This window comes from Rhodanobacter ginsenosidimutans (assembly GCF_042655685.1).
GTDB classification, from domain to species: Bacteria; Pseudomonadota; Gammaproteobacteria; order Xanthomonadales; family Rhodanobacteraceae; genus Rhodanobacter; species Rhodanobacter ginsenosidimutans.
This window is the reverse complement of record NZ_JBHSMM010000003.1, coordinates 203,249-220,993: the sequence shown is the minus strand read 5'-3', so window position 1 is coordinate 220,993 and position 17,745 is coordinate 203,249. Positions and strand designations below refer to the sequence as shown.

The window sequence follows — 17,745 nt, the reverse complement described above, 5'->3', positions numbered from 1 at the left end:
GCGTCGAGCGCTTACCGAGGGAGAACGCCATGAAACTTGTCAGTCGTTTGCTTATTGCCGTGGCCTTGCTGGCTACCGGCAACCTGGCGCTGGCCCAACACGGCCCTCGTGACCATGACCGGCGCGGTCAGCATCATGAGCGCAACGACCATCGCTACGACGGGCGACGCGGCGGCCACGACCGCCATGATGTCCGCCGCCACGACGACCGCCGCTACAACCGCACGCGCGTGGTCATCCACGAGGATCACCGCCGCTATGGCTACGACCGTCCGCACTACCGCCATCGCTGGCAGCGCGGCCATCGCTATGGTGGGCCGGTCTACGTAGTGCGCGATTACCGCCACTACCGCCTGCGCCCGCCGCCGCGCGGCTATCACTGGGTGAGGGCCGACAACAGCGACTACCTGCTGGTCGCCATCGCCACCGGCATCATTCTGGACGTGGCGTTGCACTGATCACACGCAGTTGCAATAACCGGGGCCGTGCATTCGTGCACGGCCTCGTTGTTTCCGGCCATCCGGAAAGACGCTGCGCCGCACAACGCTCCGCGCGCCAACCTCTGCCTATACTCGATGCGACCGCCCGTCCGGACGGCCACTGACAACTCAAGGGGAGGCTCCGATGCTGCAGCAGTATGGCTGGTGGATCGTTCTGGGGTGTGCCGTAGTGGCGGTGTTGTACGGCGCGTTGTCGGCACGCTGGATCCTGGCGAAATCGCCAGGCAATGAACGGATGCAGGAAATCGCGGCGGCGATCCAGGAAGGCGCCCGCGCCTACATCAACCGCCAGTACACCACCATCGCGATGGTCGGCGTGGTGCTGCTTCTGCTGATCGGTTTTTTCCTCAGCTGGCCGACGGCGATCGGCTTTCTGCTGGGCGCCGCGCTGTCCGGCGCGGCCGGCTACATCGGCATGAACGTTTCGGTACAGGCCAATGTGCGCACCGCCGAGGCGGCACGCGGCGGTCTGGGCAAGGCGATGGACGTGGCGTTCCGCGGCGGCGCCATCACCGGCATGCTGGTGGTGGGGTTGGCGTTGCTGGGCGTGGCCGGTTACTGGCTGATCCTCAACCGCATGGGCATCACCGGCGAGCCGGCGCTGCACGCGTTGGTGGGCTTTGCCTTCGGCAGCTCGCTGATCTCCATCTTCGCGCGGCTGGGTGGCGGCATCTTCACCAAGGGTGCGGACGTGGGCGCGGACCTGGTCGGCAAGGTCGAGGCCGGCATTCCCGAGGATGACCCGCGCAACCCCGCGGTGATCGCCGACAACGTGGGCGACAACGTGGGCGACTGCGCCGGCATGGCCGCCGACCTGTTCGAGACCTACGCGGTCACTGTCATTGCCACCATGCTGCTGGGTAGCCTGATGGTGAGCGAAGTTGGCGCCAACGCGGTGCTGTATCCGCTGCTGCTGGGCGCGGTGTCGATCATCGCCTCGATCATCGGCACGCTGTTCGTGAAGGTGAAACCGGGCGGCTCGATCATGGGCGCGCTGTACAAGGGCGTGGTGGTGTCGGCGGTGCTGGCGGCGGTGGCCTTCTACCCCATCACCACGCGCCTGATGCCCGATTTCAGCCACGGCGCGATGAACCTGTGGGGTTGCACGCTGATCGGCCTGGCGCTGACCGGCGCGATCGTGTGGATCACCGAGTACTACACCGGCACGCAGTACAAGCCGGTGCAGCACATCGCGGCCGCCTCCACCACCGGCCACGGCACCAACATCATCGCGGGTCTGGGCGTGTCGATGAAATCCACCGCGTGGCCGGTGATCGCGGTATGCGCCGCGATCTGGGGCGCCTACGCGCTGGGCGGCCTGTACGGTATCGCCATCGCAGCAACCGCCATGCTGTCGATGGCCGGCATGATCGTGGCGCTGGACGCCTACGGCCCGATCACCGACAACGCCGGCGGCATCGCCGAGATGGCCGACCTGCCGCCGGAAGTGCGCGGCGTCACCGACCCGCTGGACGCCGTGGGCAACACCACCAAGGCGGTGACCAAAGGCTACGCGATCGGTTCGGCGGCACTGGCGGCGCTGGTGCTGTTTGCCGATTACACGCACAACCTCAGCCAGCACTTCAATGGCGCCATCGTGAGTTTCGACCTGTCGAACCATTACGTGATCATCGGCCTGCTGATCGGCGGCCTGATCCCGTACCTGTTCGGCGCGATGGCGATGGAAGCCGTCGGCCGCGCGGCCGGTGCGGTGGTGGTGGAAGTGCGCCGTCAGTTCCGTGATATCCCGGGCATCATGGCCGGCACCGCCAAGCCGGAATATTCGCGCGCGGTGGACATGCTGACCCGTTCGGCCATCCGCGAAATGATCCTGCCGTCGCTGCTGCCGGTGCTGGTGCCGGTGCTGGTGATCTTCGGCTTCAAATGGCTTGGCGGCCCCGAAGCCGGCGCGCAAGCGCTGGGCGGCGTGCTGATCGGCACCATCGTCACCGGCCTGTTCGTGGCCATTTCGATGACTACCGGCGGCGGTGCCTGGGACAACGCCAAAAAGTACATCGAGGACGGCAACCACGGCGGCAAGGGCTCGGAAGCACACAAGGCCGCCGTCACCGGCGACACCGTGGGCGACCCGTACAAGGACACCGCGGGCCCCGCGGTAAACCCCTTGATCAAAATCATCAACATCGTGGCACTGCTGCTGATTCCCTTGCTGTAAAACAAAGCAACGCCTGCCCGGCACCATCGCCCCTCTCCCGCTTGCGGGAGAGGGGTTGGGGAGAGGGAGCTCAAGCGCAGACCAACTCACCTACCTCGCGCTCCTGGCCGACACCACGCCGAATCTCCAAACGAACCCCGCCCACGCGGGGTTCGCCTTTTCTGCCCCATGCCCCACCCTCCGCACTGACTTTAGTCACGCGTGCCCACCGTTACGCAATGGCACACTGGCGACAGATCACTTATCGCAGGACCTCCCATGACAATGAATCGATCGGTCTGGCTGATGCTGGCGCTGGGCGTCACACTGACGGGCATGAACGACGCCCATGCCCGCGACAAGACCACCGCCCAACCCGCCACTACGGCAGCCACCGACGATCCCTTCCTGTGGCTGGAAGACATCCACGGCGCCCGCCCGCTGGCCTGGGTGGAAAAGGAGAATGCGAAGACGGCGGCGCGGTTCGCCGCTGGCGCAGGTTTCGAGAAAACCCGCGACGGCATCCTAGAAGTGCTCGACTCCGACGCGCGCATCCCCGACGTCAACCGCCGCGGCGATTACCTCTACAACTTCTGGCGCGACAAGGCGCATCCGCGCGGCGTATGGCGCCGCACCACGCTGGCCGAATACCGCAAGGCGAACCCCGACTGGGAAGTGCTGCTGGACGTGGACGCGCTGAACAAGGCCGAAGACAAGCGCTGGGTGTTCAAGGGCACGCAATGCCTGAAGCCGGATTTCAACCGCTGCCTGATCTCGCTGTCGCCCGATGGCGGTGACGCGGTGGCCGTGCGCGAATTCGACATCCCCAGCAAATCGTTCGTGAAAGGCGGCTTCGACCTGCCGGTGGCGAAGACCGAAACCGGCTGGATCGACGACGACACGCTTTACGTCGGCACGGATTTCGGCCCCGGCACGATGACCGAGTCGAGCTATCCGCGCATCGTCAAGGAGTGGAAACGCGGCACGCCGCTGTCATCGGCCACCATCGTGTACGAGGGCAAATCCAAGGACCTGGCCGTCGGCGCCTACCACGACCGCACGCCGGGCTTCGAGCGCGATTTCGTCTCCGTGGCGAAGGACTTCTTCCACAGCGAGCTGTACCAGCGCATCGACGGCAAGCTGGTACGCGTGGACGTACCCACCGACGCCAGCGCCGATGCGCATCGCGAATGGCTGCTGGTGCAGACGCGCTCGCCATGGACGGTGGGCGGCACCACCTACCCGTCCGGTGCACTGCTGGCGGCGAATTTCGATGCGTTCATGGCTGGCAAGCCGCACTTCACGGTTCTGTTCAAGCCCGATGCGCACACCTCGCTCGCCTCGTACGACTGGACCCAGCACCACCTGATCCTGGACATCCTGGACGACGTGAAGAGCCGGCTCGAGGTGCTGACACCGCAGGCGGGCGACTGGAAGCGTGAAAGCCTGCCCGGCGCGCCGGGCATGAGCACGATCAGCGTGGTCAGTACCGACCCCGACCACAGCGACGAATACTGGCTCGACGTCACCGGTTTCCTGGCGCCCACCGCGCTGCAACGCGGCGTGCTGGGCAGCGAGCCGGCCACCACGATCAAGCAGGACCCGGCGTTCTTCGACGCCTCGGCCTTTACCGTGAGCCAGCATTTCGTGAGCTCGAAGGATGGCACTCGCGTGCCGTATTTCGAGATCGCCCCGAAAAACATCAAGCTCGACGGCAGCAACCGCACGCTGCTGTACGGCTACGGCGGTTTCGAAGTCTCGCTGCAGCCGCACTACAGCGGCAGCATCGGCCGTGCCTGGCTGGAGCGCGGCGGCGTCTACGTGATCGCCAACATCCGCGGCGGCGGCGAATACGGCCCGCAGTGGCACCAGGCCGCCTTGAAAGCCAACCGCCCGCGTGCCTACGAGGACTTCGCGGCGGTGGCCAAAGACCTGATCAAGCGCGGCGTCACCTCGCCCGACCATCTCGGCGCCGAGGGCGGCAGCAACGGCGGCCTGTTAATGGGCAACATGCTCACCATGTATCCGCAACTGTTCGGCGCCATCGCCTGCGAGGTGCCGCTGCTGGACATGAAGCGCTACATCCACCTTTCCGCCGGCGCCTCGTGGATGGCCGAGTACGGCAACCCCGACAGCGCCGATTGGAACTTCATCAAGACCTTCTCGCCGTACCAGAACGTGAAAAAAGGCGTGGATTACCCGCCGGTGCTGTTCTACACGGCCACCAGCGACGACCGCGTGGGCCCGGTGCAGGCGCGCAAGATGGCCGCGCGCATGCAGGCGCAAGGTCATCCGAACGTGTGGTTCTACGAGAACCTCGAAGGCGGCCACGGCGCCGGTGCCGACAACCGGCAATCCGCGCACATGCACGCGATGGCGTACGACTTCCTGTGGGATCAGTTGAAGTAGCGGAAAGCCAGCGCCGGGGTATCGCAACCTGCCGGCGGTTCGGCAGGTAAGCTTTGCGCTTCCTCGATCAGCCCGACTGCCCCCACATGTACCCTCGCGTCACCATCAGTCCTGAACTGCGCAAATGGATTCTCGCAACCACCCGGGCCGGCCATGGCGTCGATGACGTCCTGCGCCTGATGAAGGAAAACGGCTACGACCCACGGCAGAGCCGCAGCATCGTGGCCGAGGTGATGAAACTGCCGCTGGCCGCCCTGCACGCCAGCACCGGCAAACCGGGCGGTTTGCGCACGAGGCACCCGGAGGCACCGGAAGTCGTCATCGACGGGCGCACCATCGGCATTCCGGTGAGCGTCGACGCGCCGGCCTTGCGTGTGCTCGACGGCCTGCTGTCGGAACGGGAATGCGCCGACCTGATCGAACTGGCACGGCCGCGCCTGCAGCGCGCGCTGACCGTGGACAGCGAGGGCAAACAGCAGGTCGATCACCGCCGCACCAGCGAGGGCATGTTCTTTCGCGCGGGCGAGACGCCGCTGGTCGCCACCATCGAGCAGCGCCTGGCGCAGCTGCTTGGCGTACCGGCCAGCCACGGCGAGGGCCTGCAGATCCTGCATTACGGTCCCGGGCAGGAGTACGAGCCGCATTACGACTGGTTCGACCCGGCCCTGCCCGGGTACGACAAACTCACCGCCCGCGCGGGGCAGCGCATCGCCAGCGTGGTGATGTACCTCAACACGCCCGAACGCGGCGGCGGCACGGCGTTCCCCGAAATCGGGCTCACCGTGGCGGCGCGACGCGGGTCGGCGGTCTATTTCGCCTACGAGGGCGGCGATCAGAGCTCACTGCACGCCGGCTTGCCGGTGCTCCAGGGCGAGAAATGGATCGCCACCCACTGGCTCCGCGAACGGCCCTTCGGGCAGGGTTCCAGGCGCTGATCCGTCGCCCGCCACGACCCGCGCGGCAGCCCCGGCCGCTGCGATGCAGCAAGGTTTGGCGTATCCTAGGCGGCTGACTTTCCCCTCTCTTGCCTAGGACACCCCATGGGTTTGCATCTCGTCCCCGCCGGTCGCAACGTGCCGGAAGAAATCAACGTCATCATCGAAATCCCCAAGGACGCGGAGCCGGTGAAGTACGAGGTGGACAAGGAAAGCGGCGCGATCTTCGTCGACCGCATCCTGTCCACGCCGATGCGCTACCCGTGCAACTACGGTTATGTGCCCGGTACCCTGGGCGGCGACGGCGACCCGCTGGACGCGCTGGTGATCCTGCCCCTGCCGCTGACCGTGGGCTCGGTGATCCGCTGCCATCCGGTCGGCATGCTGAAGATGACCGACGAAGCCGGCGAAGACGAGAAACTGGTGGTGATCCCCTCGCCCAAGGTGTTCCCGGGCTACGCACACATCAACGACATGAAAGGCGTCTCGCCGCACTGGCTGGAGCGCATCGGCCACTTCTTCGAGCACTACAAGGACCTGGAGAAGGGCAAGTGGGTCAAGGTCGCCGGCTGGGTCGGCGCCGAAGAAGCCAAAACCGAAATCACCGCCGGCATCGCCCGCTACCAGGCGGAAAAGAAGGCGAAAGCCTGAGGCGAACCGGCAAACCGGACGCTGCCGTAACGGCACGCCTCAAAGCCGGTAAATGCCGTAATCTCCTCTCCCCGCGGGGAGAGGTTGGGAGAGGGGACACGCCGCGGGGAAGCTCCAAGAAGCTTCTTCCCGGCGCCCGGAACCCACACCCGCCCACCTCAAAGCCGGCACATGCCGTAATCCCCTCTCCCCTGCGGGGAGAGGGTTGGGAGAGGGGGACACGCTGCGGGGAAGCTCCAACGCAGCTTTCCACGGCGCACGGAAGCTGCCTCATCAGCTCTCCCGCAAGCACCCGCCCCCTCTCCCCTGCCCTCTCCCCGCAGGGGAGAGGGTATTACGGTGCTCTCTGGCGCTGAGGTGCGGCAATTACGGCCTCATCCGGCCTCATCCGACCGCCGCGGCTCCTCGCTCTTCGCCCCCGCTCAACCCCGCTTGAGCAACTCCCGCAAATCGATGATCGCCGCATTCGCGCGCGACACGTAGTTCGCCATCACCAGCGAATGGTTGGCGAAGAAGCCGAACGGCGAGCCGTTCAACACCATCGGGCTGTGCAGTGGGCGCTGGGCTTCCTCCAGCTCGCGGATCACCTGCTGCAGGCTCACGTCGGCGTGCTTGCTGCGCAGGATGGGACCGAAATCATGCTGCATGGCCTTGAGCTGCTCCAGCAGCGCCCAGGTGTAGCCGCGCGCCTCGTAGAAGTTGTCGTCGATCTTTGTCCAGGGCGTTTTCACCAGCTGGCTACGGGCGGGCGCGGCCAGGGCACTGGTGCTGGCAGAGGCCGGCTGGTCGGCGCCGGCATCGCCGATGCGCATCTGGCCCACGCTGGCCGACAACCGTTGCGACAACGAGCCCAGTCGCGACGACACCAGCTGCAGGTAATCGGCCAGGTTGTCGGCGCGGGCGTAGAAATGCGCCGACGCCCCCTCGTCGTCGCCCAGGCGCGACAGATAGCCGTCCAGATGGCCAATCGCCTTGCTGTACTGGCTCTCGGAACTGGGCAGCAGCCAGCGGTCGTTCGGGCTGTTGAGCAGCGGATCGGCTTCGGCCAGGTCCTTGTCTTCGGTGGATTGCGCCTGCGAGCGGCTGAAGTCGTTGCGCAGTGCGCGCACCAGGTCACGCGAGGCGGTGAGCGAGCCGAACTCCCAGTTCGGCACGTTGTCCATCCACGCGCCCGGCGGCAGCTTGTCGTTGCTGAGGTAGCCGCCGCGCTTGTCCAGCAGCGTGCGCACCGATTCGATCAGGGTGGCGGTGGTGGTGGCGCCCACGCTGGCGGGTCGCTTCAGGTCCTGCAACTGGGCCTGCGCGACGGTGGGCGGATCGAACAGCGGCGGCTCGGCATCCCACCACCACATCAGCGCCAGCACCAGCAGCAACACCAGCGCGATGGCGGCGGCGATACCGCGCAACAGGCCGCGGCGCGGCGGATTCGTTGTGTCCGGAGTGGGCATCGGGATTCCTGTGGCTGGCGGGGATGCAGCAAGCTTACAACGCCGCTCAACACTCCCACGGCGGATGGTCGCCGAACCGTCCGGCCAGGAAATCGATGAAGGCACGTACCCGCGGCGGCACCAATCGGCGCTGCGGCATCACCGCGTAGATGCCGGTGGTGTGGATCGGGTAGTCCGGCAGCAACAATTGCAACTGGCCACTGCGCAATGGCTCGTGCACATGCCACAGCGAATGCATCGCGATGCCAAGCCCGGCTACCACCGCATCGCGCAACAGCGCGCCCTGGTTGCTCTCGAAACGGCCCTGTACCCGTTGCGCGATGTCGCGCCCCTCGCGGTCCGTGAAGTGCCACACATCCTGCCTGCCCTGGCTGCCGACCAGCAGCAGGCAGTCGTGCGTGGCCAGATCCGCCGGCGTGCGTGGCAACCCGTGCTTTTGCAGATACGCCGGCGACGCGCACAGCACGCGCCGGTTGCTGGCCAGCCGGCGCGCCACCAGCGCCGAGTCGCCCATGTCGCCGATGCGGATGCCCAGGTCGAAGCCGGAGCCGACCAGGTCCACGACCTGGTCATCGAGATTCACGCTCAGCTTCACCCGCGGATGCAGGCCGAGAAACTCCGGCAGCAGCGGCGAAACGTATTGGCTGCCGAACGCAGCGGACATGGTGACCCGCAGCGTGCCGCTGACCTCGGTGGCACTCTGGCGCAGTCCACCGGTGAGCGATTCCAGGTCCTCCACCAGCGCGCGACCCTGCTCGGCCAGCTGTATGCCCTCGGGCGTGGCATGCAGCTGGCGCGTGGTCCGGTGCAAAAGGCGCACGCCCAGCTCGCGCTCCAGCCGCTTCAGGCGCTGGCTGGCCACCGCCACCGAAAGATCCAGGCTGCGCGCGGCGGCGCTGATCGAACCCAGGTCGAGCACTCGCAGAAACAGGCTGAGGTCGCCGATGCGATCCATGGCTATCAATGTTTCGTTGAAAATGATTAGCCATCTTGATGGTTACGGAATAAAACGCAACTGCCTAAGCTGCCGCATCGTTTCTTCAGGACTGCCGCCATGCGCTCCCTTTCCACCCGGCCACGCACGCCGCTGGCGCTGTACGCGTTGACCGCCGGCGCGTTCGGCATCGGCACCACCGAGTTCGTGATCATGGGCCTGCTGTTGCAGGTATCCGCCGACCTGCATGTGAGCATCGCCACGGCCGGCCTGCTGATCTCCGGTTATGCGCTGGGCGTGTTCGTGGGCGCGCCGCTGCTCACGGCGGCAACCAGCCGGCTACCGCACAAGACCGCGCTGATCGCCTTGATGATCATCTTCACCATCGGCAACCTGGCCAGCGCACTGGCGCCCGGCTACGCGGTGCTGATGATCGCGCGGGTGATTACCTCGCTGGCCCACGGCACCTTCTTCGGCGTGGGCGCGGTGGTGGCGACCGGGCTGGTGGCGGAGGATCGCAAGGCGTCGGCCATCTCGATCATGTTCACCGGCTTGACCGTGGCGACCCTGCTCGGCGTGCCGGCCGGCGCGTGGCTGGGGCTGCACTTCGGCTGGCGCAGCACGTTCTGGGCGGTCAGCGCGATCGGCGTGCTGGCCACGGTCATCATCGCCACCCTGGTGCCCGCCGACCGCGGCGAGCAGGCGCCGATGAACTTCGTCGAGGAACTGAAGGGCATCGCGCATCCGCAAGTCCTGCTCGGCCTGCTGATCACCGTGCTGGGCTTCGCCGGGGTGTTTGCGATGTTCACCTACATCCAGCCCATCCTCACCCGCGTCACCGGCTTCGCCGACAGTGCGGTGTCGCCGATCCTGCTGGTGTTCGGCGGCGGCATGGTGGTGGGCAACCTGCTCGGCGGCCGGCTGGCGGACAAGCATCTGGTGATGACGCTGCTGGGCTCGCTGGTCGCGTTGGCGATCGTGCTGGGCGCGATGACATTCGCGCTGCACAGCAAGCCGGCGATGATCGCGTTCAGTGCGTTGTTCGGCATCGTGGGGTTCGCCACCGTGGCGCCGCTGCAGTTGCGCGTGCTGCAGAAAGCCACCGGCGGCCAGGTGCTGGCGTCCAGCTTCAACATCGCCGCGTTCAATCTCGGCAACGCGATCGGCGCCTGGCTGGGTGGCGTGGTGATCAGCCACGGTCCCGGCCTGGGTGCCGTGACCTGGGCCGCCGCGTTGCTGCCGTTGCTCGGACTGGCCGTGGCGCTGTACAGCGTGCGGCTGGATGCAAGGCCATCGCAACGGATGGCCACCACGGCGTGCGTGGAAGCCGCGCCCTGACTTTCGCGAGGACATCACCATGGAATACCGCTATCTGGGCAGCTCCGGCTTCAAGGTGCCCGCACTCGGTTTCGGCACCGGCACATTCGGCGGCACGGGCCCGCTGTTCGGCGCGTGGGGTCGAACCGACGTGGCCGAGGCAACCCGGCTGGTCGACATCTGTCTCGACGCCGGCGTCAACCTGTTCGACAGCGCGGACGTCTATTCCGACGGCGCTTCGGAATCGATCCTGGGCGCGGCGCTGAAAGGCCGGCGCGATCGGACCATCATCTCGACCAAAATCAGCCTGCGCGTTGGCGACGGCGCCAATGATGTCGGCGCCTCGCGCCATCACCTGATCGGCGGCGTCGAGCGCGCGCTGAAGCGGCTGGACACCGACTACATCGACCTGCTGCAACTGCACCATTTCGACGCGATGACGCCGGTAGAACAAGTGATGTCGACGCTGGACGATCTGGTGCGCGCGGGCAAGGTGCGCTACCTGGGCGCGTCGAATTTCTCCGGCTGGCAACTCATGAAATCGCAGGCAATCGCCGACCGCCATGGCTATGCGCGCTTCGTGGCGAACCAGGCCTACTACTCGCTGATCGGCCGCGACTACGAGTGGGAACTGATGCCCTTGGGGCTCGACCAGGGCGTCGGCGCCGTGGTGTGGAGCCCGCTGGGTTGGGGACGCCTCACCGGCAGGATTCGCCGCGGCCAGCCCTGGCCCGAAGGCAGCCGCCTGCACGACACCGCGGGTTTTGCGCCACCGGTGGAAGAGGAGCGGTTGTACCGCGTCGTCGACGCGCTCGACGCCGTGGCCGCGGAGACCGGCCGCAGCGTGCCGCAGATCGCATTGAACTGGCTGCTGCAGCGGCCCACGGTGTCCAGTGTGCTGATCGGCGCCCGCAACGAAACCCAGCTGCGGCATAACCTTGAAGCGGCCAGCTGGCAACTTGCGCCCGGGCAGATCGCCGCGCTCGACGCGGCCAGCGCCGTCACGCCACCTTACCCTTATTACCCCTATTGGAATGGCCCGTTCGCCGAACGCAATCCGCCGCCGGTATGAACCGCACGGCGCACGCCGAATCCCCACCCGAATCACTGGAGCACCACATGAAAGCCGTTGCCCTCACCCGCTACCTGCCCATCGACGACCCCGCCTCCCTGGTCGACGTGGAGTTGCCCATGCCCGAACCGGGCGCACACGACCTGCTGGTGCGGGTGGAGGCGGTGTCGGTGAATCCGGTCGACACCAAGGTGCGCTCGCCCAAGCCGCAGGTGGAGGCGCAACCGAAGGTATTGGGCTACGACGCGGCCGGCGTGGTCGAGTCGGTGGGTGCCAGCGTGGAAGGGTTCCGCCCCGGCGACCACGTCTACTACGCCGGCGACATCACCCGTGCCGGCAGCAATGCGCAATACCAAACGGTGGACGCACGGCTGGTCGGGCGCGCCCCGAAATCGATCGAGCTGGCGGACGCGGCGGCGCTGCCGCTGACCACACTCACCGCGTGGGAACTGCTGTTCCAGCGCATGCCGTTCGACAGCGAGCACGGCGGCGAGGGCAAGACCTTGCTGATCATCGGAGGGGCCGGTGGCGTGGGTTCGATCGCGATCCAGCTGGCGCGGCGCGCGGGCTTCTCCGTGATCGCCACCGCGTCGCGCGACGAAACGGTGGCGTGGTGCCAGACGATGGGCGCGCAGCATGTGATCAACCACCGCGAACCGCTGGCGCCGCAGTTGAAGGCGCTGGGGATGAGCCAGGTCGACGCGGTGTTGAATCTTGCCGATACGGATCGCTACTGGGAAACCGTGGGCGAGCTCATCGCCCCGCAGGGTCATGTCGGCCTGATCGTGGAGCCTGCAGGCGCGCTGCGGATCGGCGATCCGTACAAGGCCAAGGCGGTCGGCATCCACTGGGAAATGATGTTCACCCGCCCACGTTTCAAAACTGCCGACCAGGCCGAGCAGGGGCGCATCCTCGACCGCGTGGCCGCACTGATCGATGCCGGGGAATTGCGCGGCACCCGCGCCGAAACGCTCACGCCCATCCATGCAACCAACCTGCGCGAGGCACACCGCCGCCTCGAATCGGGCACCACGGTCGGGAAGCTGGTGCTGGCCGGCTGGTGAACGAATGAGGGGTGGCAAGCGCCACCCCTCGAAAGTTCAGCCGCGTTTGCCGGCGGCTTTCGCGGGCGACGGCTTGGCCGGCTCGCCCTTCTTGCCGAAATCCTCCATTAGCGTCTTCATGTCTTCGGCGTGCTCCTCTTCCACGGCGAGGATGCCTTCGAGCATGCGCTTGGTGGTGGTGTCCCGGTCGCCCACGTAGTTGATGATTTCGCGGTAGCTGTCGATCGCGATGCGCTCGGCGACGAGGTTCTCCTCGATCATGCCGGCAAGGTCGTCCGGCACCACGAACTCGGCATGGCTGCGGGTGGACAGGCCATCGGGTTCGAAGTTGGGCGTGCCGTCGAGCTGGGTGATGCGCTCGGCAATCTGGTCGGCATGGCCCTGCTCCTCGTTGGCATGTTCGAGGAACTCGGCCGCCACGCTTTTGGCATTGATGCCCGACGCCAGGTAAAAGTGCGCCTTGTAGCGCAGCACGCAGACGAGTTCGGTCGCCAGCGCCTCGTTCAGCAGCTTCAGCACGACATCGCGATCAAGCGTGTAGCTGTCGGTGACCGCGCCCCGCTGCATGTGCTCGCGCGCACGCCTGCGGATGGTCTGGATATCGGAAAGGAAGGGTTGGTTCTTGGCGGCCATGCAGGTTTCCTCGTTACGCCGAAACGCGTATCCGGGAAGCTTACGCCCCGCCTGCGTGGTGATCGTGTAAACGCGGCCGGGCGCATGCCGCGATGCGCCCAACCAATGGCCCGGCGCGCCCGGTTCAAAACAGGGCGCGCGAGGGGCGGCGCACTCAGCGCGGAACGTACGCCCGCAGGAAGGTGTTGACGCCGGTACGCGCCATCGCCTCGATTTCGGCGGCAGCGGTCTCCGGGCATTCGTCGCAACCGAACAGCCGGCGCAGCAGCATGTCGCCCTTGATCAGCGAGAAGAACTGCACGCTGGCCGTCTTCACCACGGGAATGTCCAGCGCGCCGTGGTCGACCGCCTGCTGCAGCAGGTTTTCCATCAGGCGGTGCATGCGCGCCGGGCCCTCTTCCCACAGCAGCTTGCCGTAGCGCGGATTGCCCTGGCGGCAGTCGCTGAGGATCGCCCGGAAGGTACCCACATGCTCGGCCTGGCAATCGATATGCATGTGCGCCTGGGCGATGGCGTGCAGGGTTTGCTCGATGCCCACATTGGGGTCGAACTGGTAGATGTCCTCGGGCAGCAGGTCCTCGATGCGGGAACGGATCACCTCGCGAAAGAGGTTGTCCTTGTCGCCGAAATGGCTGTACACGGTCAGCTTGGAAACCTTCGCCTCGGCGGCGATGGCATCCATACTGGTACCGGCAAACGCATTGCGTATGAACAATGCCTTCGCCGCAGCGAGGATCGCCGCCCGTTTTTCCATGTCTTTGGGGCGGCCCGGTCCCTGTGGCTTTATTTGCGCGCCGCTAATCATGCCCGCACCTTCACAAATGAGAGTCTGCCCTTTATTATACGCGGCGGTACAATTATTTTCCAGACGCCATTCTCCCGCGTATGTCATAGGCGCTCAATGACGTGCGTCAACCATTCGCGATGACTTCCGGCACTACGTGGCGGCGGGCGGGGCCGTCACGCTGTGATTGTCGGAATGTGGCCAGACGCTTATTCTTCTTCACCTTTTCCGACTCACGGGACACCAGTTGAAATGGCAATGAACTTCGAGCAGGCACGACTGAACATGGTCGAGAACCAGGTCCGCCCGTGGGAGGTGCTGGACGGCCGCGTGCTGGACGTCATCGGCCGCGTGCGGCGCGAGGATTTCGTGGCTGCCGAACACCGCCGGCTGGCGTTTGCCGACCTGTGTCTGCCGCTGGGCCATGGCGAAGTGATGATGAAACCCGTGGTCGAAGGCCGCGTACTGCAGGCGCTGGAATTGCTGCCCACCGACCGCGTGCTGGAAATCGGCACCGGCTCGGGTTTTCTCGCCGCCTGCCTGGCCGGGCTTTCGGCGCATGTCACCAGCGTGGACATCCATGCCGATTTCACCGCCGCCGCCACCCAGCGGCTGCAGGCGGCAAACGTGACCAACGTCAACCTGGCCACGGGCGAGGCCGTTGTCGACTGGCAGCCCGATGAGCAGTTCGACGCGCTGGTCGTCACTGGTGCGGTCGCCACTATCCCGCCGCGCTGGCTGGGCTGGCTCAAGCCCGGTGGCCGCGCGGTGATCGTGCGCGGCAAGTCGCCAGTGCAACAAGTTGTGTTGCTGACGCTCGAAGGCGAAGGTCGTTTCCGCGAGGAAACCCTGTTCGAGACCGACCTGCCCTACCTGCAGCACGCCGAGCCACTTCAACCTTTCGTTCTCTGAATTTCCGCCCCCGACTTCCCCTACGAGGCAACCCATGCGTTTGAAGCTGCTCACACTGGCCCTGGCGATGGCCGCCGTTTCACTGCCCAGTCATGGCGAAGACCTGCTGGATGCTTATCGTGAAGCCCGCGCCAACGACCCCGTGCTGATGCAGGCGGACGCCACGCGACTGTCCATTGGCGAAAACGTCGACCAGGCGCGCGCACTGTTGTTGCCACAGATTTCCGCAGGGCTGTCGCTGCAGCAGACCAACGGCGGCAACCATGAGCTGGTGCGCGATCCCACCGATCCCACCCAGACCATCAACACCAGCGAGTTCGGTCACACCCGTACGCGCAGCGTGAACGCCCAGCTCAGCCAGACGGTGCTGGACTTCAGCGAATACGCCAACCTCAAGGCCGCGCACTCCGCCGCCCAGGCGCAGGACGAGCTGTACCAGTCCGCGCTGCAGCAGCTGTACGTGCGCGTCACCCAGGCCTATTTCGGCGTGCTCACCGGCGAGGATCAGCTGGCCTACGCCAAGGCCAACGAAGACGCCTACCGCCAGCAGTACGAGCAATCCAACCAGCGCTTCAAGGTCGGCCTTTCGGCGATCACCGACGTGTACCAGGCCAAGTCGTATTACGAGGCGGCCAAGGCCAACACGATCGCCACGGAAAACGCGCTCAACGATGCCCGCGAAGCGCTGACCGAGATCACCGGCAAGCCCACCGGCGAGCTGAAGAAGCTGCGTGAAGACCTGCCGATGCAGCCACCCACCCCGAACGACCCGGATACCTGGGTCAAGCAGGCACTGGAAACCAACCCCGACCTGCTGGCCCAGCGCAGCAACGTGGAAACCACCGAGCACAACATCAGCGCGGCGCGTGCCGGCCACCTGCCCACCATCACCGCCAACGTCAGCTACGGCAAGAACACCAGTTGGTACCAGAACATCGGCAGTGGTCGCCAGGACAACCGCGGCGCCACCACCATCGGGCTGACCCTGAACGTGCCGATCTTCTCCGGCGGCGCCACCCAGTCACGGGTGCGGCAGTCCATCTACCAGCGCGACTCGGCCCAGGACGCGCTCGAGTCGCAGCGCCGCCAGGTGGTGCGCACCACGCTCAACAACTACCGCTCGGTGATCGCCGGCATCTCGCAGGTCGAGTCGACCCGGGCGGCGGTGGATTCGGGCAAGAAGGCGCTGGAAGCGACCCGCGCAGGTTTCGACGTGGGCACGCAGACGATGACCAACGTGCTGATCCAGATCCAGAACCTCACCCAGGCCGAAAGCGAGTACTCGCAGGCGCGCCACCAGTTCGTGCTGAACAAGCTGATGCTGAAGCAGTCCTCGGGCACGGCGGACATCAAGGACATGGAAGCGATCAACACGTTGCTGCAGTAGGCCGCGGCAAGCGCATGAAAAAGGCCGGGCATGCCCGGCCTTTTTCGTGTATCAACCACCGCCGCTCATTCCTGCAGCAAGGCGTCCACCATCTGCATGACGCGCCGCACGGCGCCGCGCTCGCGATCGAATACCTTGTGCGCGACGCGCCCCATCCGGGCGCGCTTCTCGTCGTCGAGCAAGAGCCGCAGCACGTCGCCGCCAAGCTGGTCGCTGCTGCCCACGCATTCGGCACCACCCTCGCGAATCAGGGTGAGCGTGATCTCGGCAAAATTGAACGTGTGCGGCCCGACCAGCACCGGCCGGGCCAGCGCGGCCGGCTCCAGCACGTTGTGGCCGCCGATGGGCACCAGGCTGCCACCCACGAAAGCCAGGTCGGCCGCCGCGTAGAACGGCATCAGCAAGCCCATCGCGTCGATCAGGAACACCTGGTGCGACGCCGCCGGCAGCCCATCGGCACTGTGCGTGGCCATCGGAAAACCCAGCGTGTGCACGGCGTGCTCCACCAGCTTGAACCGTTCCGGATGGCGTGGCGCAATCAGCAGCAGCGCGTCGGGAAACTGCTTGAGCACCTGCAGATGTGCTTCCAGTACCGCCAGCTCCTCACCCTCGTGCGTGCTCGCAGCCATCCAGACCGGGCGTTCGCCGCCCCATTGCCGGCGCATGCTGGCGCCGGCAGCGGCGGCATCGGGCGGTATGCGCATGTCGAACTTCATGTTGCCGCTGACCACGATTTGCTGCGGCTCGGCGCCCAGCAGGCGGTAACGCGCCGCATCGGCCACCGACTGCGCCGCGATCACCTGCACGCAGCGCAACGCCGAGCGCACGGTGCCGCGCAGGAATCGGTAGCCGCGTAGCGAGCGATCGGACAGGCGCGCGTTGACGATCATCATCGGCACCCCGCGCTTGTGGCAGGCGTGATACAGGTTCGGCCAGATCTCGGTTTCCACGATCAACGCCAACTGCGGGCGGATCCGTTGCAGGAAGCGGTTCACCGCGAACGGCAGGTCGTACGGCAGATAGACGTGAAACACCGCGTCGCCAAACAACTGGTGCACGCGCGCCATGCCCGTCGGGGTGACGGTGCTGATGACCAGGGGCGCGTTGGGATAGTCCTTGCGCAGCGCCTTGATCAGGGGCTCGGCCGCATTGACCTCGCCCACCGATACGGCGTGCACCCACAGGCTGCCGTTGAAACCCGGCGCATCGAAAAAGCCGAACCGCTCCGACCAGCGTCGATGGTAGGGCGGCGAGCGCACCCCGCGCAGCAACAGGCGCAGCACGATCAACGGCATCGCCAGGTACATCGCGAAGGTGTAGAGATAACGCACGCGTAGCTCCGTGGTAGCGCCGCAGTATACGAGAGCGGGGAAGGAGCGACCCGATCGCGACGAAGTCGAAGCTTCATCGCGCCCGCCCTTCGACTCCGCCGCTGCGCGGCTACGCTCAGGGCGATCGGTGGAAGTGTGCGATGCCTCCCCCCGAATCCCGGCTCTCAACAGCCGAACGGCTGGTCATCCCGAATCCCGATTCCCCTTTCCCCA

General features: G+C 66.1%; 15 protein-coding genes. 10 read left to right on the top strand and 5 right to left on the bottom strand.

What is annotated here, in order from left to right:
- Positions 1-29 precede the first annotated feature (29 nt).
- From ACFPK0_RS13590 to ppa, 5 genes are all read left to right on the top strand, one after another.
- A complete protein-coding gene (locus ACFPK0_RS13590) occupies positions 30-458 on the top strand; it encodes an RcnB family protein (protein ID WP_056085106.1) in 429 nt (142 codons plus the stop codon).
- 166 nt (positions 459-624) lie between these two features.
- Positions 625-2,676, top strand: coding sequence for a sodium-translocating pyrophosphatase (locus ACFPK0_RS13585; protein WP_377341472.1), 2,052 nt, complete (start codon positions 625-627; stop codon positions 2,674-2,676).
- Between the two features lie 315 nt (positions 2,677-2,991).
- Positions 2,992-5,064, top strand: coding sequence for a prolyl oligopeptidase family serine peptidase (locus tag ACFPK0_RS13580; protein ID WP_377341496.1), 2,073 nt, complete (start codon positions 2,992-2,994; stop codon positions 5,062-5,064).
- Between the two features lie 86 nt (positions 5,065-5,150).
- The gene (locus ACFPK0_RS13575) at positions 5,151-5,999 is read left to right on the top strand and encodes a 2OG-Fe(II) oxygenase (RefSeq protein WP_377341470.1); all 849 of its coding nucleotides are present in this window, start codon (positions 5,151-5,153) and stop codon (positions 5,997-5,999) included.
- A 105-nt stretch (positions 6,000-6,104) separates the two neighbouring features.
- Positions 6,105-6,650, top strand: coding sequence for an inorganic diphosphatase (ppa, locus tag ACFPK0_RS13570; protein ID WP_056085099.1), 546 nt, complete (start codon positions 6,105-6,107; stop codon positions 6,648-6,650).
- Between the two features lie 422 nt (positions 6,651-7,072).
- Here ppa and ACFPK0_RS13565 read toward each other — a convergent pair whose 3' ends face one another.
- Positions 7,073-8,098 (bottom strand): DUF2333 family protein, encoded by a 1,026-nt coding sequence (locus ACFPK0_RS13565; RefSeq protein ID WP_377341468.1) that lies wholly within the window; start codon positions 8,096-8,098, stop codon positions 7,073-7,075.
- A gap of 46 nt (positions 8,099-8,144) precedes the next feature.
- Entirely contained in the window at positions 8,145-9,053 is a 909-nt protein-coding gene (locus ACFPK0_RS13560) for a LysR family transcriptional regulator (RefSeq protein ID WP_056607615.1), read from the bottom strand.
- Positions 9,054-9,152: 99 nt separating this feature from the next.
- Between ACFPK0_RS13560 and ACFPK0_RS13555 the strand changes: the two genes are divergently transcribed.
- The 3 genes from ACFPK0_RS13555 to ACFPK0_RS13545 are packed head-to-tail and all read left to right on the top strand — an operon-like array spanning position 9,153 to position 12,485.
- The gene (locus ACFPK0_RS13555) at positions 9,153-10,370 is read left to right on the top strand and encodes an MFS transporter (protein WP_377341466.1); all 1,218 of its coding nucleotides are present in this window, start codon (positions 9,153-9,155) and stop codon (positions 10,368-10,370) included.
- 19 nt (positions 10,371-10,389) lie between these two features.
- Positions 10,390-11,421, top strand: a complete 1,032-nt coding sequence (locus tag ACFPK0_RS13550) for an aldo/keto reductase (RefSeq protein ID WP_377341464.1) — start codon at positions 10,390-10,392, stop codon at positions 11,419-11,421.
- A gap of 47 nt (positions 11,422-11,468) precedes the next feature.
- On the top strand, positions 11,469-12,485 hold the full coding sequence (locus ACFPK0_RS13545) for a zinc-binding alcohol dehydrogenase family protein (RefSeq protein ID WP_377341462.1): 1,017 nt from the start codon (positions 11,469-11,471) through the stop codon (positions 12,483-12,485).
- A gap of 36 nt (positions 12,486-12,521) precedes the next feature.
- Here the strand turns inward: ACFPK0_RS13545 and ACFPK0_RS13540 are convergent, their stop codons facing one another.
- Positions 12,522-13,118 carry a ferritin-like domain-containing protein gene (locus ACFPK0_RS13540; protein ID WP_377341461.1) on the bottom strand — a complete coding sequence of 199 codons (597 nt, stop codon included), beginning with the start codon at positions 13,116-13,118 and terminating at the stop codon, positions 12,522-12,524.
- A gap of 154 nt (positions 13,119-13,272) precedes the next feature.
- Positions 13,273-13,923 carry a TetR/AcrR family transcriptional regulator gene (locus tag ACFPK0_RS13535; RefSeq protein WP_377341459.1) on the bottom strand — a complete coding sequence of 217 codons (651 nt, stop codon included), beginning with the start codon at positions 13,921-13,923 and terminating at the stop codon, positions 13,273-13,275.
- 231 nt (positions 13,924-14,154) lie between these two features.
- On the opposite strand from ACFPK0_RS13535, the gene ACFPK0_RS13530 reads away from it, so the two are divergent.
- Positions 14,155-14,814: a protein-L-isoaspartate O-methyltransferase family protein gene (locus ACFPK0_RS13530; RefSeq protein WP_377341456.1), complete on the top strand. Its 660-nt coding sequence runs from the start codon at positions 14,155-14,157 to the stop codon at positions 14,812-14,814.
- A gap of 34 nt (positions 14,815-14,848) precedes the next feature.
- Positions 14,849-16,201 carry a TolC family outer membrane protein gene (locus ACFPK0_RS13525; RefSeq protein ID WP_056085085.1) on the top strand — a complete coding sequence of 451 codons (1,353 nt, stop codon included), beginning with the start codon at positions 14,849-14,851 and terminating at the stop codon, positions 16,199-16,201.
- Positions 16,202-16,266: 65 nt separating this feature from the next.
- Here the strand turns inward: ACFPK0_RS13525 and waaA are convergent, their stop codons facing one another.
- Positions 16,267-17,532: a lipid IV(A) 3-deoxy-D-manno-octulosonic acid transferase gene (gene waaA / locus ACFPK0_RS13520; RefSeq protein WP_056085083.1), complete on the bottom strand. Its 1,266-nt coding sequence runs from the start codon at positions 17,530-17,532 to the stop codon at positions 16,267-16,269.
- Positions 17,533-17,745: the final 213 nt, after the last annotated feature.